The following is a 26,850-nucleotide window of genomic DNA, read 5'->3' as shown; positions in this document are numbered from 1 at the left end:
TCCTTCGTTTGCATGATCTCATTTCAACTTCTGCTGGTACAAATCGGCCTGCTGCATCGCAAGCTCGTGGTAAGGCTCCATGCGCAGTGCTTCCATGACCGTTTGATACGCTCTTGCATAATCCTGACGTTCGGCGAATACCTCGGCCAGTATTAAGTAAGCTTCAATCAAGAGCGGATCGAGGACAATCGCTTCCTTCAGCAAAAATATGGCGATCTCCGCGTGCTCGGCTTTGCCGCTAATATGCTTTTGTGCCTGCTCCACCAGCCCTCTGGCATGAAGGTTCTGCAGGTGGTACTTGTACGCTTCGTTGCCCTCCTGCAGTTTCACCGCTGTCGAAGCATGCTCGATGGCTTTGCTCAGCTTGTTGCTTCTCGCGTAAGTGATGGACAGCTTGTGGTGATAGGCAGCGTTGTCCGGTTCAGCCGCTATCGCTTTTTCAAACCATTCGATGGCTTTTTGAAAATCGTGGCCAAGAATGGATTCGTACGCCTTTTGGATTTGGTTCGCCCCATTCATCTGCCCATCCTCCCTTCCCAGAGCCATACTTGCTTCGCAAGCTCGCTCGACAAGACTCCCGCAAGCGGGGATGGTACAGTTTATGAAGGTTATGTATTTTCGGTGTTAATTTTAGTCCACCTGTTCGCGTCCCGAGTATTGAATTTGTGCATCACTTTGTCGTGAGCCTCCGTCAAATCGATGCCGAGCGAATTGGCAAAACAGATCGTAATGAACAAAATGTCGCCCAGTTCGAGCTCGATCGAATTGTCGGCCTCGCTTGACTTTTTCGGCTTCTCGCCGTACTTGTGGTTAACTTCTCTCGCCAGTTCCCCCACTTCCTCCGACATTCTCGCCAGCATCGAAAGCGGGCTGAAATAGCCTTCCTTGAACTGTGAAATATAAGCATCAACCTCTGCCTGGAGGTCCTTAAGTGTACGTTCCGACATGCTCACCCTTCTTTCCATGATCACATACGAAGATATCATTACCATGTTAAACTAAAGAGGAAAAGTTGACAAATTTTTTTCGTTATCCAAAAAGGTTATAATACTTTTATCCGCTGTTAAATGCTGTCAAATGGAGGTTTCCCGATGTTGAAGGATCTTATCGTCAGCCGATTCACCCAATTTTTCGCCATTATGCTGGGAACCGCGATTTACGCATTCGGTCTTCATTATTTTGTTATTTCCAACGAGCTGATGGAAGGCGGTGTAACGGGCATCTCCCTGCTGTGCAACTATGTGCTGGGCATCCCGCCCTCCGTATCCACGCTGCTGATCAATATCCCTTTATTTTATTTGGGATGGAAAATATTCGGAAGATCGTCGATGGTTTTCACCATTTTCGGCGTCATCTCCTTATCCGTTTTTTTGTGGGTGATGGAGCTGTTGATCCGCCAGCAGTGGATTGTCCCTTTTAAAACGACGCAGGATTATTTCCTCGCCACTTTATATGCCGGCTTGACTTTAGGCGCCGGTCTCGGCCTTGTTTTCCGCTATGGCGGCACAACCGGGGGTTCCGACATCCTCGCCCGCATCGGACATAAAATGCGGGGCTGGAGCGTCGGCCAAATGATTTTGGCGATAGACGTCCTCGTCATCGGCTCCTCCCTGCTTTATTTGCCGAAGGAAAAAGTGCTGTATTCGCTCGTCGCCGTCTTTGTGTCCTCGAAAATGATCGATTACATTTCCGAAGGCGCCTACGCGGCCAAAGCTTTTACGATCATTAGCGAGCATACGGGGCCGCTCGCCCAAGCCATTACGTCGGAGCTCGACCGGGGCGTCACTTTATTTCCCGCCCGCGGCGCCTATTCCGGCAAAGACAAGGAAGTCATTTACTGTGTCGTCTACCGGCACGAAACGCGCAAGCTGCGGGAAATCGTCAAATCGATCGATCCGGCCGCCTTTATTATTATCGGCGATGTGCACGAAGTGCTCGGCGAAGGCTTCAAAACGCCATGAAAAAATCCCGGGGCACCGCTGTGACGGCGGCCCGGGATTTGCTTTTGCATATGTGAGTTACGGCTGCTCGCCTTCCGTCTTTTGCTTGACGGTCACGACGTTCCGTCCGGAGCGAAACATCCTCCATGCGGTATAGGTGAGCACGCTGATGATAATCAGCCCGATTCCAATCGACCAAATAATCGGCTGTTTCGGGTCCGTCAGCGGCAAGTATGCCGCCGCATCCGATTTTCTCATGAACAGTTCGTCAATCGTCCGCTGCAATTGCTCTAAGCCCGATTCCGTCTGCTTGACGTTCATCGGCGAGCTGTTCAAGCTGCTGCGGACAAACGTCATCAAGGAATCCAGCTTCTCTACATCAGCCGGGTCCCGGCTGATAAGCAGCGACGGGCGGATGACGGAGATGTGCTGCGACAAGCTGGCGAACTTCGAGACGGCCTCCTGCTGCCTGTTGTCCCTTACGGCTTTCTCCAGCACCGACAAATCGTTGCGCAGCAGCTTGTAATATTGAAGCCACATCGGTTGATTTTTATGGGTTAGCGCGTCGGCGGCCAGACGTATTTTGGCCACGGCGACCCGCGCTTCTTCCTGGGAATAATTCACTGCATTATACACGCGCTTCGCCTGTGTAATTGATTCGGTCAACGCGTTCAAGCCTTCGACGGAGGTGATGCCTTCAAAGCGGATTTTTGGAATTTGATCCGACATTTGAATCAGTTTGGTGCGGGCTTCCACCACTTGGCCTTCCATCGTTTTTTTGTACATATCTTCCGCGATTTCGTTCAAAAACTCCATTTTACGGAGCTGCTCGGGGTCTGTTTGGACGGAAGCTTGTCCTTTCCCGCTGCCGGCCGCTCCGCACGCCGAGACAACGCACACTAGCGCCAATGCAAATATCATCAAGACAACCCGCTTCAAACCTGGATAAACAAACATGGGACATTCCCTCCTTCACCACATCATATGGAGGATTGTCCCAAATTAGACCATGCTATGAAGCTGTAATTTTTTTTGTTTTTCGCCGGGCTATGAACCAAATAGCGATGCAGATGCCTATTACGCTTAAACCGATGGTGAACATTTCGATGATCGGCAGATCGTCCCAAAGCTCTCTTGGCAATCTGGGGAACACGCCTCTTTCATAGTCCATAAAATCGTTCGAGAACGCCCATACGGCTACCAGAGCTACCGCAGGAAGCTTATAAACGTACCACCTTGCAAAAAGCAGCGCCTCTACGGCCATTGCGAGGTGCGAAGCTGTCAGCATCCAGCCGTCCCAGCCGACCGGCACACCCTGCCAGGCGCCCGCCCAAATCATCGTCACAGCCCAGACTCCGTATTTGAACGAGGTGATCAATGCAAAAGCTTCGACAAAGCCGCGGCAAGCTGTAAACAGCTTGGAATGCTTGCGGTTCGAGTAACGGTCGATCAGCAAGTAGATGAGCGAGCCTGAAAAAAACAAGCTGGCCGTCGGGCTGTCCGGTACGAAAAATACGTACCAAAGCGGATCCTCCGCTATCGTATCGACCAGTTGATTCCCATACCAAATATAACCATATACCGTGCCAAGCGCATTGCAAATTAAAAACAGCCACAACATTTGTTTGCTCAATAAAAAAGACTTGCTCCAAAAGTAAGAAACCGTTAGTCCGTCCTGCAATGAAGCTCCTCCTCACGATGCTCTGATCCAAAAAAACCTGACCGGTTAAATCGGTCAGGTTTTTCATTCTTACTCTGCTTTCTTTTGTCTGGATAACCAGTCGGCCAACTTGTCGATGTCGGCATCTGTCAAGCCTTTTGCGATATTATCCTTGTACTGCGCGCCCATGTTGCCTTTGCCGTTTTTGATAATGCCGAGAATTTCGTCCTTGGAATGCTTGTCGCCTACACCCAGCAGCGCAGGAACTCCGGAAGTCGGCATTCCTTTGAGGCCGGCGCCATGACAAGACAAGCATGTTGCTTTCTTGTAAATTTCGGCTCCCGGGTCGTCCGCGGCCACGATCGCCGGCGCTTTCGTGCTTGCTTTGCCGGCTCCGCCTCCGGTTGTGCCTTTGCTTGCTTTCAATTCCTCTTCGCGCTTGATGTGCTCAGGAATCATATTTTTATCCTTAAGCTCCACTTGGTAGTGAGACCAGGAAGTGTAAGTCAGGTACGTACAAGCGATTAAAGATAAGATCATTAAGGAAGAAGCGATCGGTCTTCTGTAAAATCTGCGTTCTTTACCCGTATCGAGGAACGGCGCCAAAAGCAAGCCTCCGAACAACAAGCCGGGAACGACAACAGCCCCGAGTACGACAAACTGATCCGAAGTGTACGGATATTTAAGCAATTGGTACATGAACAGGAAGTACCAGTCAGGCATTGGAATAAACTGTGTATTTTTCGGGTCCGCCGGATAACCGAGAGGTGCCGGATCGGACATGACAAGCGCCAGCATGCCGACCAGTACGACAACGCCGACCATCCATTCCTTTAACAGGAAGTTAGGAATGAACGCTTCCGATTTGCCCGGATAAGCCGAATAATCCCTTGGAATTAAACGCTGCTCCGGTGTTTTTTTAATGACGCGGGAATCCCCTACGTAAACGATTTTTTCGTCAGATTTATGACCATGCGCCACGCTGTTAGCCCTCCTTTCAATTATAGCGGTCCGGAAATGCCTTGTTTGCGAATCATGAAGAAGTGTCCGGCAAGCAAAGCGAGCAGAACGCCTGGCAGGAAGAACACGTGAATGGCAAAGAAACGAGTCAATGTTTCCGCGCCTACGATTTCTCCGCCCTGCAGCAGCGTCTGAATGTATTGTCCGATGAACGGAACGGACGCGGCGATTTTAATACCTACCTGGGTAGCAAAATACGCTTTGTTATCCCAAGGAAGCAGGTATCCTGTAAAACCGAGACCGAGCATGACGAAGAAAATAAGCATCCCGACAACCCAGTTCATTTCGCGCGGTGCTTTGTAAGAACCGGTAAAGAACACGCGCAGCGTATGTAAGAACATCATAACGATCACAAGGCTGGCTCCCCAGTGGTGCATCCCCCTAACGATGACGCCGAATGCCACTTTATGCTGAAGATAGTCAACGCTTGCGTATGCATTGATAATATCAGGCGTGTAGTACATCGTGAGGAACATGCCTGACAAAATTTGAATGACTGTAATGAAAAACGTCAATCCGCCAAAGCAATAAACGAATGCGGAAAAGTGATGGGCAGGGTTAACGTGTTCGGGAACCTCGTGGTCTGCTACATCCCTCCACATCGGCGTGATATCAAGACGTTCGTCAATCCAGTTGTATACATTTTTAAACATCTGATGGTGACGCCTCCTTATACTCTAGTGTTAGGGTGCAGCGGCCCCAAGTACACGAAGCCGTTTTCAATCTTAACGTCATATTCATCCAACGGCTTTGGCGCTACGGCCAGATTTTTGCCGTCTACCGTATAGTGCGCGCCGTGGCAAGGGCAAAAATATTGATCCTTGTAAGCTGGATTGTCGTTCCAGTTCACCGTACATCCAAGGTGTTTGCAAGTCGGGTTCAAAGCGTAAATTTTGCCGTTGCTGTCTTTCGTAATCCAGGCCGCAAGCTCCGGATCGCTTTCATACCAGCCGTCCACCTGGTGAACTTGGAAAGTAAACGATTTGGGTTCGTTCGTAATTTTGCTCTCTTCCACGACTTTAATCCAATCGGATGCTTTCTTCGGTTGAAGGACTGGATCGACGGCAAACCTCAGCATCGGTACCATAATACCGGCCGCCATGAATCCTCCAGCGCCACCAAGGGTGTAAGAAAGAAACTGCCGGCGGGACATCTCGCGTTTTGTTCCCGCTTTCTTTCCGTGCTGTTCTTCATTGTGATTGTTGTGGTCACTCATTCTCAGGTCTACCCTCCTACATTGGCCGACGCGTCCGTTACACCGGACGTTCAGAAACCTCTATCACGTGTCGTTCGACATTACACTACATAACTAGGACATTTCTAATAATAGCCTACGACCTCTAGGGCGTCAAGAATGCGCGACTTGTTTTCGGACACAGTTTTGTCAGGCTTCAAATAAATTTTAACGAAATTGTCACAACTTCTTGTCCGTGGAGAAACCGTTTACTTCTCTTATCCTGCGCAAATTTATTTCCAATAATACACTCATTCCTGCAAATGATCGCCGCTTTGCCAAAGCTGCTGAACTTGTCTGGCAATGTCCGCCTTCCATTCGCGCTGTTTGCCTGCCCACTCCTTCATATCGACAACGATCAGCAAATCCGTCGGCTCAGGCTTCGCCTGCAGCGCATCCGTATGTATAGTCAGAACGATGACAAAGCGAAAACCGGCGTTTTTGAGCTGGAGGCTCAGTTCACCGATCTGCTTCCCGGCATCTGTTCCCGTCAAATAGTGCAGGGCGGGATAAGTCACCACTCTGCCTGTAAAAGGAATTTCTATGGTTTCCAGCGCATCCCGCAGCTGCTCCAGAGCGATCGTAGCCTGCCAAGGCTCCTCTGAACCGGTCAGCCCGGTGAGCGGCAATAAGCATGTATCCAAATACGGCTTCAGCTCCGGCCACTGTTCTCCCTGGATATCGCTGAATTTCATAAATGATCCCCCCACATATAATTTGCAAAACAAAAGCTTGCTATGTAAGCAAGCTCTATTAGCTACTTTAATTTGTCTTTTCTTCGCTGTCAATTGAAAGTCCTGCTTGCGTATTGCGAAGCGCTTCGAACGCTCTGGCCATATCCTGCCTGTCGACGACCAGATACGGGCTTTGCCAGTCGCCCTCCAAATGAATGTAATGGATCGTATCCGGTTTCAGCTCCTGATATGAGCCTGTAAGCCGCTTCAGCTCTTCGGCAGGAATATCCGTTTTTACCGAGCCGCCGATAATGTCCAGCAATTTGCTCCATGCCGATATGCCGCTGAACGAAGTCAGCTTGTTTAAGATTTGATCCAGCACCAATTGCTCCCGCTGATTCCGCACCGTATCCGAAGACTCCTCCGTTCCGAGGTTCGACTTCCTATAGCGTACGAAATCCAGCACCTGCTTGCCGTTCAGCAACTGCTCGCCTTTGCTCAGGTTAATGTACGTGCCGTCGCTTTCATCCGAATATTTCATATCCATATCGACGTTGACCTTAAGCCCGCCCACTTGATCGATCAGCTTGCGGAATCCTTCGAAATTGATGATGGCCATATAATCGATCGGCACATGATACATGCCGGAAAACAGCTCTCTCGTTTGCTGCAAAGCTGTGCTGCTGTTTTTGTTGTAAAAATAAGCGTAAAAATAGTTTGCTTTATGCGAGTCATCCAAGCCGGATTCTTCCGGGGTTACTTCCAGGTCCCTCGGTATGGACACGATAGTAGCCTCGCCTGAAGCCGGATTGACGCTGACCAGCATCATGACATCGGTATTGAGCGAACCTTCGCTGCCTTCACGCGCGTCAACCGCAGCCAGCAAAAAGGACAGCGGCTTTTCCTTGAGAGCCGCATTCGACTCATGTGACAGCTGTTCGACCGGAAAGGAATTCGAGTTCCTCTCCGCGGGCTGCGGCGCGGCAATCTGTTCAATCGTTTTATTCACTTTATTATACAAATATGCGGCATAGGCGGAAGCTGCAGCCAGCAAAACGCCGGCGGCAATAATCGTCAACGTTACAACAGTACGCAGCCTGGGATTGGATCGCAAATTTCTCATACATGCACACTCCTCATTACAAGAATCGTCAATAATTTTGACGAGTGCGCACTCCGATTGGTTCTATTTTCATTCATGAAAAAAAAGACATATGAATGGCTGTCACATGTCTTTCTTTGCAAATATGCTAATGGCGGCAGTCAAGAACACGATCTAACCCGGTGATTGTAACGTTTTCAGCTCAGAAGTTAGGGCCAGGAACGTAGCTTGATCGCCTTTGGCTAAAGCACGGTCAATCTCTTTGTAGAGATTTTCCTCTTTATGTTTGCGTATGGCGTCGTCCCAAACCATCTCCGCGAAAAGTGCCAACAGCGCATCATTGGATACATTCATTTTTCCCATAGGACCTACCTCCAAATTATGTCCGCGCATTGTCAGGAACATTCATTGTCCAGAGAGTACGTCGATGATCAAGCAACTTTAAATCTCTCAAAAGTGTATGCTCCTACTTTAAGCATATTCACGCATTCCTTCGCCGTTGCCTGCATCAGCCCTCTATGCCAAGGAATGTGCCTTTACCTAGCGCATGGACGAATCGATCATTTTTTCAAACATCAGGTCGATTTTATCGTCCGCAGCGACAAACGTTCCCTGAATCACGCTGCTTCCCAGCTTCGTAACCTGAAGAATGGGCTTGCGCTGCTCGTCCTCCCCGATTCGAAGCAGCCCCAAATGCATCATCATCTGCAAAATTCTTTGTTCGAAAATCGATTCCGACGTGTCGTAATAAAACGGTTTGATCAGCTTGCAAAGCACTTCGGCAAGCGATGCCGAAGTTACCCATTGCCCGGCCAGACGGTCGATCCACCCCGCAATAACCTGTACGTTCGGGACCGGATTCTTGTAAAGCCGGAGCCAAAACCGGTAAACGTGGGAAAGATTCTCCCTGCGGCCTTCGAGCACCCGCGATTTTCCTCCTTCCGTCAAAGAAAGGCTCTGATGATCCTCCGCAATCAGCTGGTGATAATAGCAGTAGTCGTAAATGAGCGAGAACCGGTTCGGATAATCTTTAAACATTCGCCCATATCCGAATCTCCAGGCGCCTTTGGCAACCATATCTTCCTGAACCGACAGGCAATCCATCATTTGCTGCAGCTGCCTTTTGTACATGGTGCCTTCGACGGTAAGCGGTATTTCCGACTGCCTGTAAACATAGCTTAGGAAATGCAAAATATCGTCTACAATCAGCATCTGTTCGTCGCGGTATACGCCGGGCTCGCCGCTGATCACCAACTGGCGCTTAAAATCGGCAGCCAGTACCTCGGCAAACTTTTTCTTGAGATCTTGAGGGACGTGAAACAAATATTTCGTTTGCAGCGAGTAGCCGTTAAACAGCCACCCTAACTGCTTGAAACGGACGATCATGTCGCGAGGGTTCCAGTCCTCGCTTTCATTTTTTTGAAACCGCGACTGTTGGGCTCTGGCGATCAATTCTTCCAGACTGAACGCATTGCGTCCGTCAAACAGAAGAGAGTTCAGAAACCGGATGTCCTCCATGCTCAGCTTTTGGACATACTTCTCAAAAATCTCCCTTCTCAGCGCGGTGCTTAGGATCGACTGGATCAACTCGTTTTTGGAATGACCGTTGCACTCGCATTCGTAGGTACGGGCTATTCTGCTCAAATCATGGATATCGGCATAGCTGAGCATGTCCGCCAGATTCATTTCCATCGTATACCCCCCAGTTTGCGAAGCTTGCTGCTCCGTGGTTTCTAGTAACCATTATGGGAATTTTTTCCGAAAATATTCGAAGAACCGATAAGAAATAAAATGAGGGGCTTAAAAAGCGGAGCAAATGAAGGGTTATGGCAAAATAGTTACGACCGGTGGCGGGCGGCGTTCCTGCATGAGCCTGCCGCCAAGCGGAGGCCTCGGACGGACACCTGCGGTGTGGTCGACGGACCGCAGTCAGACAGCGCAGCACCGCGCGCTGGGAGCTGCGCGCGGTGCGATCTTGCACGATGCTTGGCGATGATTTCCGGCGCCGCTGTTTAAAGCCTCTGCGGCTTGCCTTCGCTCAAACAGCGCCGATGGGGAGGCCAGGCCTCTCACTGGCGGGCTGGTTGCGGCTGCCGCTGTCACCATCCGGTGAAGGTTCAAAGTGCACCAGACGGCCTGTGGCAGTCTCCTCCATCGAAAAAGCCTGCACTGATCAACATGGACGCATGTGGTCGACCATACGATCGACCGCCGTCAGGCAGCGCCACACCGGACGCCGGGATCTGCTTGCGGTGAAAAAGACCGCAGCCGTTCATGAAGCGGCTTGACTAGGGGAAAAGCCTGCGATTGTCAGTGATTGCCGGGCTTTTCGCAGGAAAGGTCCGTTTTGCTAAAAAGCCTGCGATTGTGCAGAAATTCCCCATCAAAATGAGACTCAGCTCAAGTTCGAGCTTACAAAACTGCACATTTGCAGGCTGCTAGGAAAACGTACATACACTAGAAAAACGCATCTCTATTAACACGTAGAAAACCTGTGAAAGACAGCTAGTTGATGGAGCAACAGAAAACCTGCGAAAGTTATATTGTTGATTGGAGTGATAGTAAACCTGCGAAAGTCAGATTGTTGATGGAGTGACAGTAAACCTCCGAAAGTTATATTGTTGATTGGAGTGACAGGTTAGAAGAACCGCAAGGGGCGCGAGCAGCTCTTCCCTAACCTCTACGCCTCTCCTTGTACTGGTTGCTGTGCTGAAAGGGGCGGGGGCAAGGGGCTCGGCAGGAGAAAACCTGCGAAAGTGCAGTTTTTTTCCGTAGAAATGGTTCATTTTCGCGAAAAGCCTGCAATTGTGCAGGAATTTTCGATGAAAATGAACCTGAGCTTATGTTCACGGCAAAAAGCCTGCACAATTGCAGGAATATTTTCGTGGCCAGCGCATCCATCGAGCAAAAGATGTACTTTTGCAGGTTTTCTTCGCACCACCAGACAAATTAGGGTGATGACAAAGGGCTCGGCAGGAGAAAACCTGCGAAAGTGCAGGTTTTTTCGCAAAAATGGTTCATTTTCGCGAAAAGCCTGCAATTGCGCAGGAATTTTCGATGAAAATGAACCTGAGCCTATGTTCGCGGCAAAAAGCCTGCACAATTGCAGGAATATGTCGTAATCAGCACATCCATCGAGAAAAAACTGCACTTTTGCAGGTTTTCTTCGCACAAACAGGCAGAATGTGCTGCCGGCTCTGGCGTACGGGTTTCTGGACAGCCTGACATTCCAGGAATGTTCGTTGCAGTCGTATCTACTGGCATAAAGCCGCACTTTATACGAAAATAATGCACTGGTTTCCAACTGATACGCTTTTAAAGCTTGAAGTTGAGTTGTAGCAGCAGACCTGATGTGGTCGACCGACCGCCACCATGCAGCGCAAAACTGCAACGTTGGGAGCTGCACGCGGAGCGAAAATCTGTGGGGCGACATCCACTTGGCGGCGTCATGGGAATCTTTGCAGATTCCCTCCCCACGCCCTCAAGTGGATGTAAAAGCTCTGGCTGGCGACTATTTCGCCAGGCTCAGTCCAGGCCGCGCCTCCGGGGCAGGGCCGTACAATAAAGGGCAGCCTCCCATGCTGCCCAAAAAACAAAAAAACACCGCTCCGTAACAGAGCGATGCTTCCAATGCGGCGTGCGCGTTACACGGTCGGTTCCCGTCCGCCCGTCGTCACGCTCCACTTCCGCTAAAGGCACTTCCGCCAGCCCCCACGCTGCCGTTATCACGAAGAAACCAAGTGAGCCTGGCAGTTGTAAAGCAGCAGCTCCCATGAAGAATCTTTCCTTTGCAGAACCGTCAAGGAAGTGTTGTTCAAAAACTCATCGCGCTCCATGCGGAGCCCGCGCAGTACCTGAACGATGAATCCGCCGTGCGAGATGATCAATATTTTGCCTTCAGGCTCCGCCGCCGTCAGTTCCTCTATAAAATGAACCCACCGCTCCCAAACCTGAGCGTCGGTTTCGCCGCCCAAATCAAGCTTCTTCCAGTCGGCTCCCCAGCGCTCCTGGCGTTCTTCGAGCGTCGTCCCCTCCGCCAGGCCGAAACTGCGCTCCCGAAGCCTTGCGTCTGTACGGAGCAGCGGAATTCCCGACAACTCCGAGACGATCCTTGCCGTCTCGCTCGCTCTGCGCAAATCGCTGCAGACGATGCCGGACCAGTCTTCTTTGGCCAGGCGTCTTCCCAGCAGTTCAGCTTGCTTAATCCCCTCTTCCGTCAACTCCGTGTCCAGTTGTCCCTGAAGCTTGCCAAGCCGGTTCCATTCCGTGCTGCCGTGTCTAATAAGTCCAATCGTTGTCATAGTTGCCCTCCAATGAGATAAACCTCTACCCGAGGAGTCTGTCCGACGGAGTTACTTTTGTGCATACACACTGAATATTGACTGCATATACTGCCGCTCACGCTGCATCAACACCATCATTTTGCATAAATATACCTTCTGCGTGGTTCATCGGACAGGCTCCTGGGTCATTCGAAAATAAGCGACCGCGCCCTTAGGCAGCTTTTTTCGCCAATTACAAACAATCCGAGATGATAGAAAAATGCTCCTCCACGGAGCATTTTGCATTCGTTAATTATTGTTCGCCGGCTTAAGCTTTCGTCCGCGAAAGCCAGTTCATAACCAGCATGGTGCTGATTAATCCAAGTATGGATACTACAAGCAAATAATGCGGATAAGAGTGGATCGGTCCGACATGAAAAGTTAACGGCTCCATGAAGCTCGGATTCAAGCTGGCGACCGCGTCCACCATCTTGTGCCCGTTCATCGACTCCGAAGAATCGCTCTTCAAAGCTTGCGGGGCCTGCAAATCAAACAAGGAATTGTCGGCAGCCGCCACCGTCGATCCCGAAGTGCCATTATAAACGATGGCAAATAAAAAGCTGAACATGAACAAAGCCAAACAAAAAGCGATGACAGCCGTGAGGTTTCGCCTGAGCTTGTATGAAATGGCGTACATACGCTCAGGAATCGGGATGCGCCACGATTCGTCCTGATAAATTCGGCTCATCACCTTATCCGAAACGATCGGTTCGTATTCAGGCAATTCCTCGGCCAGCGCCGTAGTCCGAATCAGCATCGTGCTCTCTTCCCAGATTTGAAATTCCTCCGCGCAATTAGGACAAGAGGCGATATGTTTATCTACCGCTGCGCGTCTCAGGTCATCATTCGGCAAATCCCAATAGACTCCAAATAACTCCTGAATGTCATTACACTTCATCGTTGCTTCATCCCTTCGACTCTTCAAATATCGGTTCGCTGAAATAAGGCTCCAGCTGCAGTTTGACGGAAGCTCTCGCCCGAAACAGTAAAGATTTGACCGAACTGACGGTCTGGCCCAAAATATTCGCGATCTCCTGGTAATCCATCTGATCGTATTCGCGCAAAATCAACGCCGATCTCTGTTTCTCCGGCAAGCTGTTGATGGCTTCGCGCACCATGACCACTTTTTCGTTGCGCAGCATGGTTTGCTCCGGCAGGGATTCGTAGGAAGCAAGAGGCGTATGCCCGCTTTGCTCCAATGAGACTTGCACGCTTTTATTTTTACGAAGTTCGCTCAGCACGGTATTGCGGGCAATCGTATACAGCCACGTAGAAAAAGAGGCTTCCACCTCGCGGAACGAATGCAAACTTCGGTACGCTTTATAAAACGTCTCATTGCACAAGTCTTCGGCGATTGCCTCCATCTGTGTACTTTTGAGCATATGGTATATGAATGCAAGGATTTTACGCTCGTAACGACGCATCAGTTCGTTGTAAAGCTGAACATTTCCATCCTTGATTTCTCTGATCAACTGGGAATCGGTCATTACGCGGCGATCCTCCTCGCGATTCCGGGTAGCACTCCCAACTGCTCATACATTGTTGTACTGCACAGAGAGTGAAAAGTTGCGCGACGGCAACGATTTTTTTTAGAGCCATCATTTTTAGAAGCGAAAATAGAGGCAGTCTAATATCATTCTTGATCGATGGCAAAAATCCTGCTTATTTCGACAAAAATTTGTAAGCCATGTTAAAAAAGCGTGTCTGCCGCATGCGCAGCAACCCGTCTTTTCAATTGTATAATAAAATTCAGATAAATATGGTATTTAAAGCAAAAAAAAAACCGCCGAATCGGCGGTTGCACTTATTGGTGCGATTATCGGATAGGAGTGGAGAGAAACCATACTGTACTTTTATTATATGTATCCGTTTTCAATTTGTCAACAGTTTTTTGAAAACGGATACAAGCAATGTGAAAAAAATATGAATCGGACCGTGTACCGGCCCGACTCACGAATGAAATCAATCTATTTTTTGCGGAACAGCCCTGCCTCCTCCCCGCAGCGATTGCTGAATCAGATTGTTGACGGAGTTCCCTCTTACGAAAGGACTTCCGGCATTAATGCGGGGAAGCTGCATCGGATCCGTCTTTCTCGTTACAATTCCGCTAGCCGTGGTGAAACCGTATTTCATACCGGCTTGTTTTAATAAACCGACGACTTTTTCGTTATAGCTGCCAAAAGGATACGCATAAGCGTCTATCGCTTCGCCGTTCAAAGGCTCCAGCTTGCTGATCGAAGTCTTCGTATCGTTCGTTACGCGCAGCTCGTAATCCTGATCCGTCTCGAATGCATCCTTTAATCTCATTTTGTAGGACAGAAGCGGCTTTCCGTCCTTCATATCATGGAGCCGGTCGGAATGGCATTGGAATTCGATGTTCGGGTCTTCCTTTTCTATTTCCGCAATCTCCTCCCTGGACAAGGAAGGTATCGCGCTGGCTTGCGGGGCGTCCAGATCTTTCGTAATGACAAAATTCACTGCCGGGATTTGCAGCTTTTTGAGCACCGGATAAGCATTCGTATAAAAGCTCTCGTAGCCGTCGTCAAATGTGACCAGTACGGCATTGTCGGGAATCGCTGCGCCAGCGGACATAAAATCGCGAAACTGCTGCAAAGAAATAAAATTGTAACCGTGCCTGAGCAAATTTTTCAGCTGTCTTTGGAACAGCTTCGACGAAATGGTAACCGGTCCGGAAGTCTGATCGTCGATATGATGATAGACAAGTACGGCCACCTGGGAGCTGTAGCGGATCCCGTCGACTTCACCGGAAGTAACCGGCGCAAAGTTCAAGCAAAGAGTGAGGATAAGAATGAATGCAAGCACACTTTTATTGCGAATTCCTGACATGTTCCCGGCTCCCTGTAACGTTAGTAAATGGTCATCACAAATACTAATAATATCATATTTGATCAAAAAAATAACCTGATGCTTCTGTCTCATCTATCGACAAAACCATCAGGCCGTATGGAACGGCTATACGTGGACCGCGTATTCTTTGCCCAGCGCGGCAGCCGACCGGTCCGCATCTTCCTGGTTGCGGAAAGAAAGCCGCAAAATTCCGGGCACATCTTCTCTGCTTTCAATGACTTGAATATTGCTGAGATTGATCGCTTCGTTGCCAAGCAGCGTCGTAATTTGAGCGATAATTCCGGGATGATCGGGAACGTCCACATAAATGTCGAACAATGACGTTATCATGCCTTTTCTGCGCTCCGGCAGCTGGTTGCGAAACTCTCCGGCGATGCGGAACTGCTCGGCGATTCCTTCGCCGTCGCCGTGCTGCAGCAAATCGATGAACCTGCCGATTTCCAAATTCCAGTCCTTCAGCAGGCGCAGCAGCACTTCCCGGTTGCCCACGAGAATGTCGCGCCATATCGTCGGCTCGCTGGATGCGATCCGGGTAATATCGCGAAACCCGCCCGCGGCCAGGTTCTGGTACAACGAATTAGTCGAGTTGTAGCCCCGGACCTGATTCACCAGAGCTACGGCAATGATGTGAGGCAGATGGCTGATCGCTCCTACAATATCGTCGTGCTCGCGGGCATCCACCTGAACAATTTGCGCCAGCGTCGGTTTCAGCAAGCTGGCCAAGCGATCCACAGCCTCCTGGGGAGTTCCTTCGGCCGGCGTCAGCACGTAAAAAGCATTCTCAAACAAGTGGGAAGAGGCCGCTTCCACACCGTGTCTCTCGGAACCCGCCATCGGGTGGCCGCCGATAAAATAGGCGCCTCCCAAATCCAAAGCGGCTGCGCATTCCGTAACAGAAGCTTTGGTGCTGCCGACATCCGTAATGATGCAGCCCTGCTTCAAAGGCAGCTTGACCAACTGCCGCAAATAATCTTCCAGCAGTCCGACCGGAACGCAAAGGAAAATATAGTCGGCGTCCTGAGCCGCCTCCTCCATGGAAGTCGTCGCGTCATCCACAACGCCGCGTTTCAACAGCTTTTCCACAGACTTCGGGTTCGGCGAATGTCCTACGACGGTAAAACCTGGCTTTCCTTTGTAGCATAAGGCCAGCGAACCGCCGATCAGCCCTACGCCGAATATCGCAATTTTCGTCATGAAATCAACCTTTAACCATGAAATTAGGCTTGCACAGCTGTCTCGGCAAGTACTTGCGTTAATGCTGCAATAAATTTTTCGTTTTGTTCGCTGCTGCCGATCGTCACGCGCAGGGAAGTCGGGAAACCGAGTTGGTGGCCGCCGCGGACAATGATTCCCCGCCGCAAAAGCCCCTCGAATACAGCGGCAGCCGGGCGTCCTACGTCAACCATAACAAAATTGCCGTGAGCCGGGAAGGCCGTCAAGCCCAATTTGGCGAATTCCCCGGTCAGGTAGTTCAAGCCGGCCGTGTTCGCCTCGCGGCAGCGGGCGATGAACTCGTCGTCCTGAATCGAAGCAATCGCCGCCGCTTGCGCGAAACGGGTCGTGTTGAACGGCTCGCGAACCTGATTGATCGTACGAATGACAGCGGCGTCACCTACGCCGTAACCGATACGCAGGGAAGCAAGTCCGTAAATTTTGGAAAACGTGCGCAGCGCAATAACGTTAGGGTACTGCTTGATCAGCTCGATGCTGTCCGGATATTCATCGGTCGTATTGTACTCGCAGTAGGCTTCGTCCAGTACAACGAGCACATGAGCCGGAACTTTGGCCAGAAACGCCTTGATTTCGGCTTCGGTGTTCATCGTGCCTGTCGGATTGTTCGGATTGCAAATCCAGACGATTTTGGTGCGATCCGTAATTTTGTCCAGCATGGCGTCCAGATCGTGCGTTCCTTCTTTCAAAGGAACCTCGATGCATACCGCACCCTCAATCTCGCAGTTATGCTTATATTGCGGGAACGTGTGCGAGGCCATGACCGTTTCATCGCCCTGCACCAAATAAGCTCTGGCTAGCATCAAAATCACTTCGTCCGAGCCTGCTCCAAAAATGATTTGATTCGTTTCTACGCCCAAATACTTGGCCACGGCCGCAGTCAGTTGCACAGCGCCGCCGTCGGGATACAAGCTGATATTGGAAAGCTCGGCTTCGATGGCCGCTCTCGCTTTCGGGGAGCTTCCGAACGGGTTCTCGTTGGAAGCAAGCTTGATGACTTCCGTAAGCCCCAGTTCCCGTTTCACTTCCTCAATAGGCTTGCCCGGCTGATAAACCGGTAAATGGACGATCGTTTGTTTCGGCTTCACCTGAGTCACCTCATCCAGAAATATTCGAACCTTTTAATTGTGACACAAAATTATGAATTTGCAAGAGTCCTTCCGGATGAGCGGCATCGGCTTGCAGATGCGGCAGCGCGTCCTCAATCTTACGGACGATCGCGCTTCCTACGACGACGCCGTCGCATTGTGTTTCAAAACGCTGTACCTGCTCGCGGCTGGATATGCCGAAGCCGACAACGATCGGCACTTGAGCGGCTTCCCTCACTGTAGCGAGAAACTCGTCGATGCCGCCAAAAAATTCGGAACGGACGCCCGTAACGCCGAGCGAGGATACGCAGTAGACGAACCCTTTGGCGTTCGCGGCAATCCGCTTTACCCGTTCATTCGATGTCGGGGCGACGAGCGGGATCAAATGGATGCCGAAGCCCTCTGCAATCGCTCTCGTCTCGCCGTCTTCTTCCAGAGGCAGATCAGGTATAATGATGCCGCTTATGTCTTGATCCTGCATCAGCTTGAAAATTTTTTCAAGCCCGATTTGCAGAACCGGATTGTAATAAGTAAATAAAATAAATGGCAGTTTGGAGCCTCTGCTTCGCGCCCGGCCGGCGGTATCGATCACATCGAAGATCGTGATGCGGCGCTGCAGCGCCCGTTCGGACGAACGCTGAATGACAGGCCCGTCTGCAAGCGGGTCGGAATACGGCACCCCGAGCTCGATCAGATCGGCGCCCGCCCGCTCCATCTCAAGAATGAGCTCCACAGACGCCTCCAGGGACGGGTCTCCGATCGTTAAGAAAGGAATCAATGCGGTTTCCCCGCGCTCCTTCAACTCGGCAAATCGTTGATCTATACGGTTCATCGCTTATTCTCTCCCTACCCCAAGATAGCCCATAATCGCTTCCACGTCTTTGTCTCCACGTCCGGACAAGCTCACGACGATAATTTGATCTTTGCTCATGGCAGGCGCCGTCTTGACCACTTGTGCAATCGCATGCGCGCTTTCCAGAGCAGGGATAATGCCTTCGGTGCGGCTGAGCAGTTGGAGCGCGTCAAGCGCCTCCTGGTCCGTAATCGGGAAATACCTGGCGCGCTCGATATCTTTCAAATACGCGTGCTCCGGTCCGATGCCCGGGTAGTCAAGCCCTGCCGAGATCGAATGAGCAGGCTGCACCTGGCCGAATTCATCCTGCAGCAAGTAGCTCATCGAGCCCTGGAATACCCCCGGCGTTCCCATCGTCATCGTAGCGGCATGCTCGTCCGTATCGACGCCGCGTCCGGCTGCTTCCACGCCGATCAGCTTGACGCTCGCGTCGCCGACAAACGGATAAAAGATGCCCATCGCGTTGCTGCCTCCGCCCACACAGGCGATTACCGCATCGGGCAAGCGGCCTTCCGTTTCCAAAATCTGCTCGCGCGACTCGTCGCCGATAACCCGCTGGAAGTCGCGGACCATCATCGGGTAAGGATGCGGACCGGTTACGGAACCGAGGATATAGTACGTATCCTGCACGTTGCTGACCCAGTAGCGCAGCGTTTCGTTACATGCGTCTTTCAGCGTTCTCGTGCCGGAAGTGACCGGAATCACTTCGGAGCCGAGCAGCTTCATCCGGAATACGTTGAGCTGCTGGCGCTTCGTATCCTCCTCGCCCATGAACACTTTGCATTCAAGGCCGAGCAGCGCGGCTACCGTAGCCGAGGCCACGCCGTGCTGGCCTGCGCCCGTCTCTGCGATGACCTTCTTTTTCCCCATCCGCTTGGCGAGGACGGCTTGTCCGATCGTATTATTGATTTTATGCGCCCCTGTATGGTTCAGGTCTTCGCGCTTCAAGTAAATTTTGGCGCCGCCCAGCTTCTCCGTCAGCCTTTCCGCATAATAAAGCGGAGTCGGCCTGCCCGAATACTGCTTTTGCAAATAGCGGACTTCCTCTATGAATTCAGGATCGTCTTTATATCGATTGTAGGCTTCTTCCAGCTCGATGAGCGCATTCATCAGCGTCTCCGGCACATAACGGCCTCCGAACTTACCAAACCTGCCTTGAGCATCAGGTACTTGCGTCACTTACGGGTCACCCTTTCCACAAATGCTGTTATTTTGGATACGTCTTTCACGCCGTCCGTCTCGACGCCGCTGGACACATCGACGCCGTCTGGCGCGTACTCGCGAACGAGCAGTTCGACATTGTCAGGCTGCAGTCCGCCGGCAACGAGCAGCTTGATTCCGGCCTGGCGGGCCCATTCCTGGTATACAGGTATGCAGTCCCAGGCAAACGTCTTGCCTGAGCCGCCTCCATACACCGGATCAAACGTGTCGAGCAGGATGGCATCGACCGAATCCCGATAAGGATCGAGCTGCGCTGCAACAGCTTCGAAAGCAGGCGCAGCATCGGCCGACTTGGAAATCGGCACCGATTTAAATACAAGCACGCCAAAATGCTGCCGAACCCGACTGCAAAATTCCGGCGTTTCCTGTCCGTGCAATTGAACGACATCTAACGGAGCCGCCGCCAGCGTCCGTTCCAGCTCCGCTTCCACGGGATTGACAAAAACCCCGACGGCAAGCGGCGTCCTGGCACCGCGTTCAGCCTCCGATCGTAAAAAAGCAATCAGTTCGCCCGCCTGTTCGGGGGTAACCTGACGCTTGCTTGGCGCAAAAACAAAACCGATATGGTCTATCGGCAAATGTACGATTGATTTTAACACTTCAACGCTTTGAAGTCCACAAATTTTTACGGTTGGAGCTGCCTGTACAGCCATCTTATCCGCCTCTTTCCGTTACAGCTTCGTTATGGCGTCAAACCGCGCCCATCAAATCATGAACCGCCTGCTCCACTACAGGCTGGCGCATAAAATGCTCGCCGATCAGTACCGCATGGGACCCGATCTGCTGCAAGTAAGCCATGTCCTGCACAGAAGAAATGCCGCTTTCGCTGACGACCGTTTTGCCGGCCGGAATGTGGCGGATCAGCTCTTCCGTCGTCCGCAAATCCGTCACGAACGTTTTCAGATTGCGGTTGTTGATGCCGATCAGCTGCGTATCCAGCTCCAGAGCGCGTTCCAGTTCCTCGCGGTCGTGCACCTCCACAAGGGCATCCAGGCCAAGATCGCCTGCCAGCGCCAAAAACCGCTTCATTTGCTCCGTAGTCAATATCGCTGCGATCAGCAAAATGGCGTCCGCACCGATCAGACGGGCTTCATAAATCTGCTTTTCGTCGATCGTAAAATCTTTCCGCAGCAGCGGGATGCCCACCGCCTTGCGCACTGCGCTCAAGTAATCGTTACTGCCTTGAAAGTACTGGACATCGGTCAGAACGGATATGCAGTCCACTCCGGCCCGCTCGTACGCCTGCGCCAGCGCCACAGGCTCAAAATCGGGGCGTATCAAGCCTTTGGACGGCGATGCTTTCTTCACTTCCGCGATCAGCCCCATCGGGCGGTTTTTGCGCTCCGTGAGCGCCTTTTCGAATCCGAGGCACGGAGGCAGCTCGGCGATTTTTTTCTCCGCATCCCGCACGGAAAAGCTGTCCTTCATCGCTTCCACTTCCGCTTGCTTGGTGACTACGATTTTATCAAGAAACATGGCTCAATTCTCCCGTAAATTGAATGTATTCGTTCAGCTTTTGCTCCGCTTTGCCCGCGTCGATAATGTCGGCCGCAAGCTTGACCCCTTGCTGCAAAGTTCCGCAATGGCCCGTTACATAAAAGCATGCTGCGGCATTCGCCAGCACGATATCGCGGTGAGCGCCTTTGTCACCGGCGAAAATATGACGGATAATTTCCGCATTCATCTGCGCGTCGCCGCCCGCCACATCTTTGATGCTGTGGGCTTTCAGCCCAAGTTCGTCCGGCGTGACCATGTAAGTTGAAACCGTGTCGACCTTCAGCTCGGTCACTTTGGTCGGCGCCGAGATGCTGATTTCGTCCAAGCCGTCTTCGCTGGCAAGCACCAGCGCCCGTTTGAGGCCCAGGTTTTGCAGCGCATGCGCGACCAGCTCCGTTTTGGAACGGTCGAACACGCCCAGTACCTGGCGGTCGGCGCAGGCCGGGTTCGTCAGCGGCCCGAGCAGGTTGAACACGGTGCGGATGCCCAGCTCTCTGCGGGGCGCCGCTACGTGCTTCATCGATTGATGGTACGCCTGGGCGAACATGAAGCAGATGCCGGTCTCGTTCAAACAGCGGGCCGCCTGCTCGCCGTTGATCGTAATGTTGACGCCGAGCGCTTCAAGCACGTCGGCGCTGCCGCTTTTGCTCGACATCGCGCGGTTGCCGTGCTTTGCGACGCGGATGCCGCCGGCCGCCGCCACGAATGCAGCCGCCGTTGAAATGTTGAACGTATCCGCTCCGTCGCCGCCGGTTCCGCACGTATCCAGCAAGTTCGCCTGGGCTACGCGAACCTGCGTCGCCTTGCTGCGCATCGTCTCGGCAAAGCCGGTAATTTCATCCAGCGTCTCGCCCTTGATTCTCAGTGCCGTAAGCAGGCTGCCGATCTGGGCTTGCGTCGCCGCACCTTCCATAATTTCCGCCATGACAGTGCGCGCCTCAGCGCGATTCAGATGCCCGCCGCTCACAACTTTGGCAATTGCCGCCTGTACCGAAATATGCCCGTTCATACGCGTCCTCCTTCTCCCGATTCCCGCTTAGGAATTTACATAGTAATCTTTATTAATGTCGCTTACCGGTTTCGGCGCCGGGCTGAACATCGCCTCAGCCATGCGAATCGATTTCAAAAGCGCCTTCGCTTTGTTGACGGTCTCTTGGTACTCGCTCTCCGGCACGGAATCCCAGACGATGCCCGCTCCCGCCTGCACGTAAGCTTTGCCGTGTTTGAAAATGATCGTCCGGATCGTAATGCACGTATCCAGATTGCCGGAAAAGCCGAGATAGCCGATCGCTCCGGCATAAGCGCCGCGCGCTTCGGGCTCAAGCTCAGCGATGATTTCCATCGCTCTCAGCTTGGGCGCGCCGGAAACGGTCCCCGCCGGCAAGCAGGACAAGAAGGCGTCGAAGAAATCTTTATTTGGCGCGAGCTTGCCGGATACGTTGGAGACGATATGCATCACATGCGAGTATCGCTCGATATCCATGAACGTATCGCATTTGACCGAGCCGAACTCCGACACGCGGCCGATATCGTTGCGTCCGAGATCGACGAGCATCAAATGCTCGGCGCATTCTTTCTCGTCGGCGAGCAGCTCCCGTTCGAGCGCCAGATCCTCCTCCGGCGTCTTCCCTCTCGGCCTGGTGCCGGCAATCGGCCGCGTCTCGACTTTCTCCTCCTCGACGCGGACGAGAAGCTCCGGCGAAGTGCCGACTACGACTTCGTCGTCCATTTTCAGCACATACATGTACGGGGACGGGTTCATCGTGCGCAGCACGCGGTACACCTGAAGCGGCGAAACCGCCGTTTCGATTTCAAACCGCTGGGACAGCACGACTTGGAAAATATCGCCGGCGCGAATATATTCCTTCGCTTTTTCCACATTGGCGATAAACTTCTCCTTCGTAATGTTGGAACGGATCTCGCCGAGTTCGGGCTCAGCGGCAATCGGATTGTGCGTCATCGTGTCCACGCTGAGAGGACGTTTGATTTTGTCGATCGTCACGTCGATCTTCGCGCAAGTTTCGTGGTAAGCTCTGACGATATCTTCTTCCGTGGCAAACTGCGCCACATGCACGTTCGCAATGACTTTGATCTGCTGCTTGAAGTGGTCGAATACGACTACCTGGTCGCAGAACATGAACTGGATGTCGTTCATTTGCAAATCGTCGATCCGGTGGGCCGGCAGGTTCTCGTAATATTGCAGCAGATCGTAGCCGAAAAATCCGACGGCGCCGCCCGTAAAACGCGGCAGATCGGGAAGCTGCGGGCTTGAAAAAGAGCGCAGATAAGCTTTGAGCACATCGATCGGCTTATCCGCCGTCACCTTCGTCTCCGCCGCCGTCTGCACTTCCGTTTGGCCATGCTTCGCCCGGATCATCAAAAACGGATCGCTGCCGATAAACGAATATCTCGCCCATTTTACGCCGCCCTCCACACTTTCCAGCAGAAAAGCGCGCGGTTCCGAGTACAGATGCTGAAAGACGCGAATCGGCGTTTCCGTATCGGCCAGCAAATTGCGGACTACGGGTATCAGATTATAATCCTTTGCCAGACGTATGACTTCTTGAATTTCCGGTGTGTACATGGTTTGGCATCCCCTTTCAATAAATCCCTGTTAAAATTCAGACTGCCCGAGAAACTCGATCGCGCGCGCCGCCCGCACTTTCGCACCGCTCCCGGCATGCGGTATTGCGCTTCATGACGGCGGTCGGTCGACCGCATGATCTGCCTGGCAACGCGGGAAAGCCTGCAAAAGCAAGACTACCGTAGAATTTCCTCGCTAAAGCTATCACATCTACCGGCGTATGCAGAAAACCTGCAAAAGTGCAGCTTTTTGTCCGCAGATCCGCTTGCCTCGAAATATTCCTGCAAAACTGCAGGTTTTTCCCCCTAAACTCGCACCTTGAGCCGCAATGACCGAAAATTCCTGCACAATTGCAGGTTTTTCGCCAAAACAAGCTGCTTTTATGGAAAAAGCCTGCACTTTCGCAGGTTTTGCCAGGGAGCCGGGCCGGACGCGAGGTACCAGGTCGTCTACGAAACGGCCCTGACAGCGTGGCGAGACTTTCTCAACATTCTGAAAAGTTTCCCATCCTGTACAGCGAGTTGTTCGAAGCCAGTTTCGGCGCGGCAATGCTAATTGCGATCAGCCGATCCTCACTTTCAAAGCCGGCGGGGCGCGCCTGCTCCAGTCGTTGAAGCAACAGGCAAGCTCCCCAGGAACGGAGTCAAATAAAAAAACCTCTACCGAAGTAGAGGTGATCATGTTATAAGCAGAAAGGCAGCATGAATTGAATCAAAGAAAACAAGATTGCACCGGACGGGCAGACAATTCCCGCATCAAAAAAATCCGTATCCGGACTCCGGGTTCCACTTTGCATTCTCCACTCAACTTCGCTCAGCTCTACTATAACTATACTCGGCTCTACTCGCTACTTACTCAACTACAACCAATATACTACCACTTTTATTGGTTTGTCAATTTTACAATATCAGGACGAAGCGCTTGCGCCTCTTTTAAATAGACGTGGTTCATTTCGGACTGACTTTTAGTCGTATTCACCTGCACCATGAAGCGGATGCATCTGGGCAAGCTGTTTTCCACAGGAATTTCCAACGAGCACATGAGGGGAACGAGATCCCATCCTGCCATCGAACGAATGGCGCGCGCCGGAAAAGTCGCTGTAAGATCCTGCGTAACCGTAATGAATACGGAGCAAATCTCATCCGGTCTAAAATCGTTAGCTTCTATAATGGCATGAAGCAGCTCCGATGTTGCCGCTAAAATCTCTTGTTCTTCGTTGTGCTCCACTGTCGTCGCACCGCGAATTCCCCTGACGAACATAGACTAGCTCTCCCCTTTTAAATAATCCACAATTTGTCTGACCTGATCCACGGTCACGTCCTTGCGGATTTCCACCTTGCCGATTTCGGTCGGTATGATGTAGACCATCGTCCCTTCCTGGAACTTCTTGTCATGCATCATTGCGCTCATGATACTATCCGTATCCAAATGCGGTGGAATCTGTACAGGCAAACCGAATTTCAGAAACAAATTGCGCGTGATCGTATGGATGTCCTCGCTGTAACCGAATTGCTGAGCCAGCTTGGCCGCGCCGACCATACCGATGGATATGGCTTCCCCGTGAAGCAGCTCGCCGTATCCGGCCACAGCTTCCAAAGCATGTCCGATCGTATGTCCGAGATTAAGAATGGCGCGAAGATCGTTCTCCCGCTCATCCTGCGAGACGACGATGGCCTTGACTTTGCACCCTTGATACAGCGCATAGCCTAGCGCATCCGAGTCGAGGCCGAGCAGCTTGTCTGCGTTGTCGTCGCACCACTGGGTAAAAGCGGCGTCCCAGATCAAGCCGTGCTTGATCACTTCCGACAGCCCGGCCTTCACCTGGCGGTCGGGCAGCGTCAGCAGCGTGTCGAGGTCGAACAGGACAAGCTCAGGCTGGTGAAACGCGCCGATGATGTTCTTCGCCATCGGATGGTTCACGGCCACCTTGCCGCCGACACTGCTGTCGTGGGCAAGGATCGTCGTCGGGATCTGCACGAAGCGGATCCCGCGCATGAAGCTCGCCGCGGCGAAGCCGGCGAGGTCGCCGACCACGCCCCCTCCGAGGGCGACGATCGCGGATTTGCGATCGAGACCCGCCCGGAGGGCGGCCGAGACGATTCCCTCGAGCTGCGCGAGGGATTTGGACGTTTCGCCTGCGGGCACGACGCAGGCCTCGGCGGCATAGCCGCCCTCGCGGAGCCGCGTCATCACGCGCTCCAGGTGCAGCGGAGCCACTGCGTCGTCCGTGACGACGAGCAGCGGCGATTTGCGGCTCAGCTTATGCCGCTCGAACAGTTCGGCGATATCGCCGAGAATGCCTTGGCCGATATAGATAGGATAAGAGCGTTCTCCCAGATCGACGGTCAGCTCTCTCATCCTAGTAGCTCCCCACTTGCGCCAGGTAATTGTTCAAGTTCGCGCGGATCTCTTCCAGCGAATCTCCGCCGAATTTATCGAGAAACGCGTTCGCCACTTCCCACGCGATAACGTTCTCCATGATGACGCCGGCTGCCGGAACCGCACACGTATCGGAGCGTTCCACCTGGGCGGTGAACACTTCCTTCGTGTCGATATCCACGCTTTGCAGCGGCTTATACAGCGTAGAGATAGGCTTCATGACGCCGCGCACGACGATTTGCTCGCCCGTCGTCATTCCGCCCTCGAAGCCGCCTGCGCGGTTCGTAGCGCGTCGGAAGCCGCCTTCCGGCGTGTACAAAATTTCATCGTGCACATTGGAGCCTCTGCGCTCTGCGGCTTCGAAGCCGATGCCGAATTCAACGCCCTTGAAGGCTTGAATGGAAAGCACCGCCTGCGCGATTTTGCCGTCCAGCTTGCGGTCCCACTGCACGTGGCTGCCGAGTCCGACCGGCACGCCTTCGATGATTACTTCCACGATGCCGCCCAGCGTGTCGCCGTCATCTTTCGCTGCGTCGATGGCGGCGATCATTTTCGCTTCCGCGTCTTTATCCACGACGCGAACCGGCGATTCCTCCGTAAGCCGGATCAGCTCGTCGATCGGCAGTTCCTTGCGCTGAGCTTCAACGTCTCCGATGCGGATGACTTGCCCGGCTACTTTAATGCCGAATTCCGCAAGCAGTTGGCGGGCAACCGCGCCGGTCGCCACGCGCATCGTCGTTTCGCGGGCGCTGGAACGCTCCAAAATGTTGCGCAAATCTTTCTGATTGTATTTAAGGCCACCGTTCAAATCGGCGTGTCCCGGACGGGGACGGTTGACCCGGCGTTTGCCCTCGTTGTCCTCTTCCACAGGCTCGATGCCCATTACGGTCGTCCAATGCTTCCAATCGTTGTTCACGACAACGAGCGCGATCGGCGCGCCTGTCGTTTTGCCATGGCGTACGCCTCCGACGATGTCGGCGGTATCTTTTTCAATCTGCATCCGACGACCGCGGCCGTAGCCTTTTTGACGTCTATGTAATTGAAAGTTCAATTCATCGAAATTCAGGGTCACATTGCTCGGGAACCCCTCAATAATTGCCGTGAGCTGCGGACCGTGCGTTTCTCCAGCCGTCAAGTATCTCATTTTCCGTTTCCCCCTAAAGAGTTTTTCGAGAACA

General features: G+C 52.4%; 28 protein-coding genes. 1 reads left to right on the top strand and 27 read right to left on the bottom strand.

All coding sequences use genetic code 11. The features are described 5' to 3' along the window. Positions 1–18 precede the first annotated feature (18 nt). Both AC6RNO_RS09025 and AC6RNO_RS09020 read right to left on the bottom strand, forming a co-directional pair. A complete protein-coding gene (locus tag AC6RNO_RS09025; protein ID WP_474681378.1) occupies positions 19–519 on the bottom strand; it encodes a tetratricopeptide repeat protein in 501 nt (166 codons plus the stop codon). An 89-nt stretch (positions 520–608) separates the two neighbouring features. After that, positions 609–947, bottom strand: a complete 339-nt coding sequence (locus AC6RNO_RS09020; RefSeq protein ID WP_474681379.1) for a nucleotide pyrophosphohydrolase — start codon at positions 945–947, stop codon at positions 609–611. 144 nt (positions 948–1,091) lie between these two features. Between AC6RNO_RS09020 and AC6RNO_RS09015 the strand changes: the two genes are divergently transcribed. Further along, positions 1,092–1,961, top strand: a complete 870-nt coding sequence (locus AC6RNO_RS09015) for a YitT family protein (RefSeq protein WP_474681380.1) — start codon at positions 1,092–1,094, stop codon at positions 1,959–1,961. A gap of 57 nt (positions 1,962–2,018) precedes the next feature. Here the strand turns inward: AC6RNO_RS09015 and AC6RNO_RS09010 are convergent, their stop codons facing one another. The 25 genes from AC6RNO_RS09010 to aroC all read right to left on the bottom strand — a co-directional run bounded on the left by AC6RNO_RS09010 (position 2,019) and on the right by aroC (position 26,816). Continuing rightward, a complete protein-coding gene (locus AC6RNO_RS09010; RefSeq protein ID WP_497105229.1) occupies positions 2,019–2,897 on the bottom strand; it encodes a sporulation protein YpjB in 879 nt (292 codons plus the stop codon). A gap of 55 nt (positions 2,898–2,952) precedes the next feature. After that, complete coding sequence (locus AC6RNO_RS09005; RefSeq protein WP_497105228.1) at positions 2,953–3,621, bottom strand: DUF1405 domain-containing protein; 669 nt, start codon at positions 3,619–3,621, stop codon at positions 2,953–2,955. A gap of 69 nt (positions 3,622–3,690) precedes the next feature. Continuing rightward, entirely contained in the window at positions 3,691–4,581 is an 891-nt protein-coding gene (locus AC6RNO_RS09000; RefSeq protein WP_497105227.1) for a c-type cytochrome, read from the bottom strand. Positions 4,582–4,601: 20 nt separating this feature from the next. Then, on the bottom strand, positions 4,602–5,273 hold the full coding sequence (gene qcrB, locus AC6RNO_RS08995) for a menaquinol-cytochrome c reductase cytochrome b subunit (RefSeq protein WP_474681384.1): 672 nt from the start codon (positions 5,271–5,273) through the stop codon (positions 4,602–4,604). A gap of 17 nt (positions 5,274–5,290) precedes the next feature. After that, a complete protein-coding gene (locus tag AC6RNO_RS08990) occupies positions 5,291–5,836 on the bottom strand; it encodes a Rieske 2Fe-2S domain-containing protein (protein WP_497105226.1) in 546 nt (181 codons plus the stop codon). 269 nt (positions 5,837–6,105) lie between these two features. Next, positions 6,106–6,549, bottom strand: coding sequence for a DUF2487 family protein (locus AC6RNO_RS08985; protein WP_474681386.1), 444 nt, complete (start codon positions 6,547–6,549; stop codon positions 6,106–6,108). 67 nt (positions 6,550–6,616) lie between these two features. Beyond that, positions 6,617–7,651 carry an LCP family protein gene (locus AC6RNO_RS08980; RefSeq protein WP_474681387.1) on the bottom strand — a complete coding sequence of 345 codons (1,035 nt, stop codon included), beginning with the start codon at positions 7,649–7,651 and terminating at the stop codon, positions 6,617–6,619. Positions 7,652–7,804: 153 nt separating this feature from the next. Then, positions 7,805–7,993, bottom strand: a complete 189-nt coding sequence (locus AC6RNO_RS08975; RefSeq protein ID WP_474681388.1) for an IDEAL domain-containing protein — start codon at positions 7,991–7,993, stop codon at positions 7,805–7,807. 177 nt (positions 7,994–8,170) lie between these two features. Beyond that, on the bottom strand, positions 8,171–9,316 hold the full coding sequence (locus tag AC6RNO_RS08970) for a hypothetical protein (protein WP_497105258.1): 1,146 nt from the start codon (positions 9,314–9,316) through the stop codon (positions 8,171–8,173). A gap of 1,096 nt (positions 9,317–10,412) precedes the next feature. Then, positions 10,413–10,934 carry a hypothetical protein gene (locus AC6RNO_RS08965; protein WP_497105225.1) on the bottom strand — a complete coding sequence of 174 codons (522 nt, stop codon included), beginning with the start codon at positions 10,932–10,934 and terminating at the stop codon, positions 10,413–10,415. Between the two features lie 421 nt (positions 10,935–11,355). Beyond that, positions 11,356–11,931: a histidine phosphatase family protein gene (locus AC6RNO_RS08960; protein ID WP_474681390.1), complete on the bottom strand. Its 576-nt coding sequence runs from the start codon at positions 11,929–11,931 to the stop codon at positions 11,356–11,358. A gap of 289 nt (positions 11,932–12,220) precedes the next feature. Continuing rightward, on the bottom strand, positions 12,221–12,850 hold the full coding sequence (locus AC6RNO_RS08955) for a zf-HC2 domain-containing protein (RefSeq protein WP_497105224.1): 630 nt from the start codon (positions 12,848–12,850) through the stop codon (positions 12,221–12,223). 7 nt (positions 12,851–12,857) lie between these two features. Next, positions 12,858–13,439 carry an RNA polymerase sigma factor gene (locus AC6RNO_RS08950; protein WP_474681392.1) on the bottom strand — a complete coding sequence of 194 codons (582 nt, stop codon included), beginning with the start codon at positions 13,437–13,439 and terminating at the stop codon, positions 12,858–12,860. Positions 13,440–13,914: 475 nt separating this feature from the next. Then, a complete protein-coding gene (locus tag AC6RNO_RS08945) occupies positions 13,915–14,799 on the bottom strand; it encodes a polysaccharide deacetylase family protein (protein WP_497105223.1) in 885 nt (294 codons plus the stop codon). A gap of 126 nt (positions 14,800–14,925) precedes the next feature. Further along, entirely contained in the window at positions 14,926–16,014 is a 1,089-nt protein-coding gene (locus tag AC6RNO_RS08940; protein ID WP_497105222.1) for a prephenate dehydrogenase, read from the bottom strand. A 23-nt stretch (positions 16,015–16,037) separates the two neighbouring features. Then, positions 16,038–17,138, bottom strand: coding sequence for a histidinol-phosphate transaminase (hisC, locus tag AC6RNO_RS08935; RefSeq protein ID WP_488437769.1), 1,101 nt, complete (start codon positions 17,136–17,138; stop codon positions 16,038–16,040). A 10-nt stretch (positions 17,139–17,148) separates the two neighbouring features. After that, entirely contained in the window at positions 17,149–17,970 is an 822-nt protein-coding gene (gene trpA / locus AC6RNO_RS08930) for a tryptophan synthase subunit alpha (protein ID WP_497105221.1), read from the bottom strand. Positions 17,971–17,973: 3 nt separating this feature from the next. Continuing rightward, entirely contained in the window at positions 17,974–19,170 is a 1,197-nt protein-coding gene (gene trpB / locus AC6RNO_RS08925) for a tryptophan synthase subunit beta (RefSeq protein ID WP_488437771.1), read from the bottom strand. Beyond that, complete coding sequence (locus AC6RNO_RS08920; protein ID WP_497105220.1) at positions 19,167–19,865, bottom strand: phosphoribosylanthranilate isomerase; 699 nt, start codon at positions 19,863–19,865, stop codon at positions 19,167–19,169. Before AC6RNO_RS08920 ends, trpB begins: the two co-directional genes overlap by 4 nt. A gap of 37 nt (positions 19,866–19,902) precedes the next feature. Then, positions 19,903–20,688 carry an indole-3-glycerol phosphate synthase TrpC gene (gene trpC / locus AC6RNO_RS08915; protein WP_497105219.1) on the bottom strand — a complete coding sequence of 262 codons (786 nt, stop codon included), beginning with the start codon at positions 20,686–20,688 and terminating at the stop codon, positions 19,903–19,905. Beyond that, entirely contained in the window at positions 20,678–21,718 is a 1,041-nt protein-coding gene (gene trpD, locus AC6RNO_RS08910) for an anthranilate phosphoribosyltransferase (RefSeq protein WP_474681400.1), read from the bottom strand. The genes trpC and trpD overlap by 11 nt, the downstream gene beginning before the upstream one ends. A gap of 27 nt (positions 21,719–21,745) precedes the next feature. Beyond that, the gene (trpE, locus tag AC6RNO_RS08905) at positions 21,746–23,293 is read right to left on the bottom strand and encodes an anthranilate synthase component I (RefSeq protein ID WP_497105218.1); all 1,548 of its coding nucleotides are present in this window, start codon (positions 23,291–23,293) and stop codon (positions 21,746–21,748) included. Positions 23,294–24,175: 882 nt separating this feature from the next. Continuing rightward, on the bottom strand, positions 24,176–24,553 hold the full coding sequence (gene aroH, locus AC6RNO_RS08900) for a chorismate mutase (protein ID WP_474681402.1): 378 nt from the start codon (positions 24,551–24,553) through the stop codon (positions 24,176–24,178). Between the two features lie 3 nt (positions 24,554–24,556). Next, complete coding sequence (aroB, locus tag AC6RNO_RS08895) at positions 24,557–25,651, bottom strand: 3-dehydroquinate synthase (protein ID WP_474681403.1); 1,095 nt, start codon at positions 25,649–25,651, stop codon at positions 24,557–24,559. A 1-nt stretch (position 25,652) separates the two neighbouring features. Beyond that, a complete protein-coding gene (aroC, locus tag AC6RNO_RS08890; RefSeq protein WP_474681404.1) occupies positions 25,653–26,816 on the bottom strand; it encodes a chorismate synthase in 1,164 nt (387 codons plus the stop codon). Positions 26,817–26,850: the final 34 nt, after the last annotated feature.

The organism is Paenibacillus sp. sgz302190 (genome assembly GCF_059820445.1).
This window is presented reverse-complemented; position numbering and strand designations above follow the sequence as displayed.

Bases quoted from the DNA above. Each gene is read 5' to 3' on its own strand.
- AC6RNO_RS08940 (WP_497105222.1), bottom strand. From the start codon at position 16,014: ATGACGAAAATTGCGATATTCGGCGTAGGGCTGATCGGCGGTTCGCTG.
- AC6RNO_RS09015 (WP_474681380.1), top strand. From the start codon at position 1,092: ATGTTGAAGGATCTTATCGTCAGCCGATTCACCCAATTTTTCGCCATT.
- aroB (WP_474681403.1), bottom strand. From the start codon at position 25,651: ATGAGAGAGCTGACCGTCGATCTGGGAGAACGCTCTTATCCTATCTAT.
- AC6RNO_RS08950 (WP_474681392.1), bottom strand. From the start codon at position 13,439: ATGACCGATTCCCAGTTGATCAGAGAAATCAAGGATGGAAATGTTCAG.
- aroH (WP_474681402.1), bottom strand. From the start codon at position 24,553: ATGTTCGTCAGGGGAATTCGCGGTGCGACGACAGTGGAGCACAACGAA.
- trpC (WP_497105219.1), bottom strand. From the start codon at position 20,688: ATGTTTCTTGATAAAATCGTAGTCACCAAGCAAGCGGAAGTGGAAGCG.
- AC6RNO_RS08920 (WP_497105220.1), bottom strand. From the start codon at position 19,865: ATGGCTGTACAGGCAGCTCCAACCGTAAAAATTTGTGGACTTCAAAGC.
- AC6RNO_RS08975 (WP_474681388.1), bottom strand. From the start codon at position 7,993: ATGGGAAAAATGAATGTATCCAATGATGCGCTGTTGGCACTTTTCGCG.
- AC6RNO_RS08970 (WP_497105258.1), bottom strand. From the start codon at position 9,316: ATGAATCTGGCGGACATGCTCAGCTATGCCGATATCCATGATTTGAGC.
- aroC (WP_474681404.1), bottom strand. From the start codon at position 26,816: ATGAGATACTTGACGGCTGGAGAAACGCACGGTCCGCAGCTCACGGCA.
- qcrB (WP_474681384.1), bottom strand. From the start codon at position 5,273: ATGTTTAAAAATGTATACAACTGGATTGACGAACGTCTTGATATCACG.
- AC6RNO_RS09010 (WP_497105229.1), bottom strand. From the start codon at position 2,897: ATGTTTGTTTATCCAGGTTTGAAGCGGGTTGTCTTGATGATATTTGCA.
- trpE (WP_497105218.1), bottom strand. From the start codon at position 23,293: ATGTACACACCGGAAATTCAAGAAGTCATACGTCTGGCAAAGGATTAT.
- AC6RNO_RS08985 (WP_474681386.1), bottom strand. From the start codon at position 6,549: ATGAAATTCAGCGATATCCAGGGAGAACAGTGGCCGGAGCTGAAGCCG.
- AC6RNO_RS09025 (WP_474681378.1), bottom strand. From the start codon at position 519: ATGAATGGGGCGAACCAAATCCAAAAGGCGTACGAATCCATTCTTGGC.
- AC6RNO_RS08990 (WP_497105226.1), bottom strand. From the start codon at position 5,836: ATGAGTGACCACAACAATCACAATGAAGAACAGCACGGAAAGAAAGCG.
- AC6RNO_RS08955 (WP_497105224.1), bottom strand. From the start codon at position 12,850: ATGAAGTGTAATGACATTCAGGAGTTATTTGGAGTCTATTGGGATTTG.
- trpD (WP_474681400.1), bottom strand. From the start codon at position 21,718: ATGAACGGGCATATTTCGGTACAGGCGGCAATTGCCAAAGTTGTGAGC.
- AC6RNO_RS08945 (WP_497105223.1), bottom strand. From the start codon at position 14,799: ATGTCAGGAATTCGCAATAAAAGTGTGCTTGCATTCATTCTTATCCTC.
- trpA (WP_497105221.1), bottom strand. From the start codon at position 17,970: ATGAACCGTATAGATCAACGATTTGCCGAGTTGAAGGAGCGCGGGGAA.
- AC6RNO_RS08980 (WP_474681387.1), bottom strand. From the start codon at position 7,651: ATGAGAAATTTGCGATCCAATCCCAGGCTGCGTACTGTTGTAACGTTG.
- AC6RNO_RS09020 (WP_474681379.1), bottom strand. From the start codon at position 947: ATGTCGGAACGTACACTTAAGGACCTCCAGGCAGAGGTTGATGCTTAT.
- AC6RNO_RS08960 (WP_474681390.1), bottom strand. From the start codon at position 11,931: ATGACAACGATTGGACTTATTAGACACGGCAGCACGGAATGGAACCGG.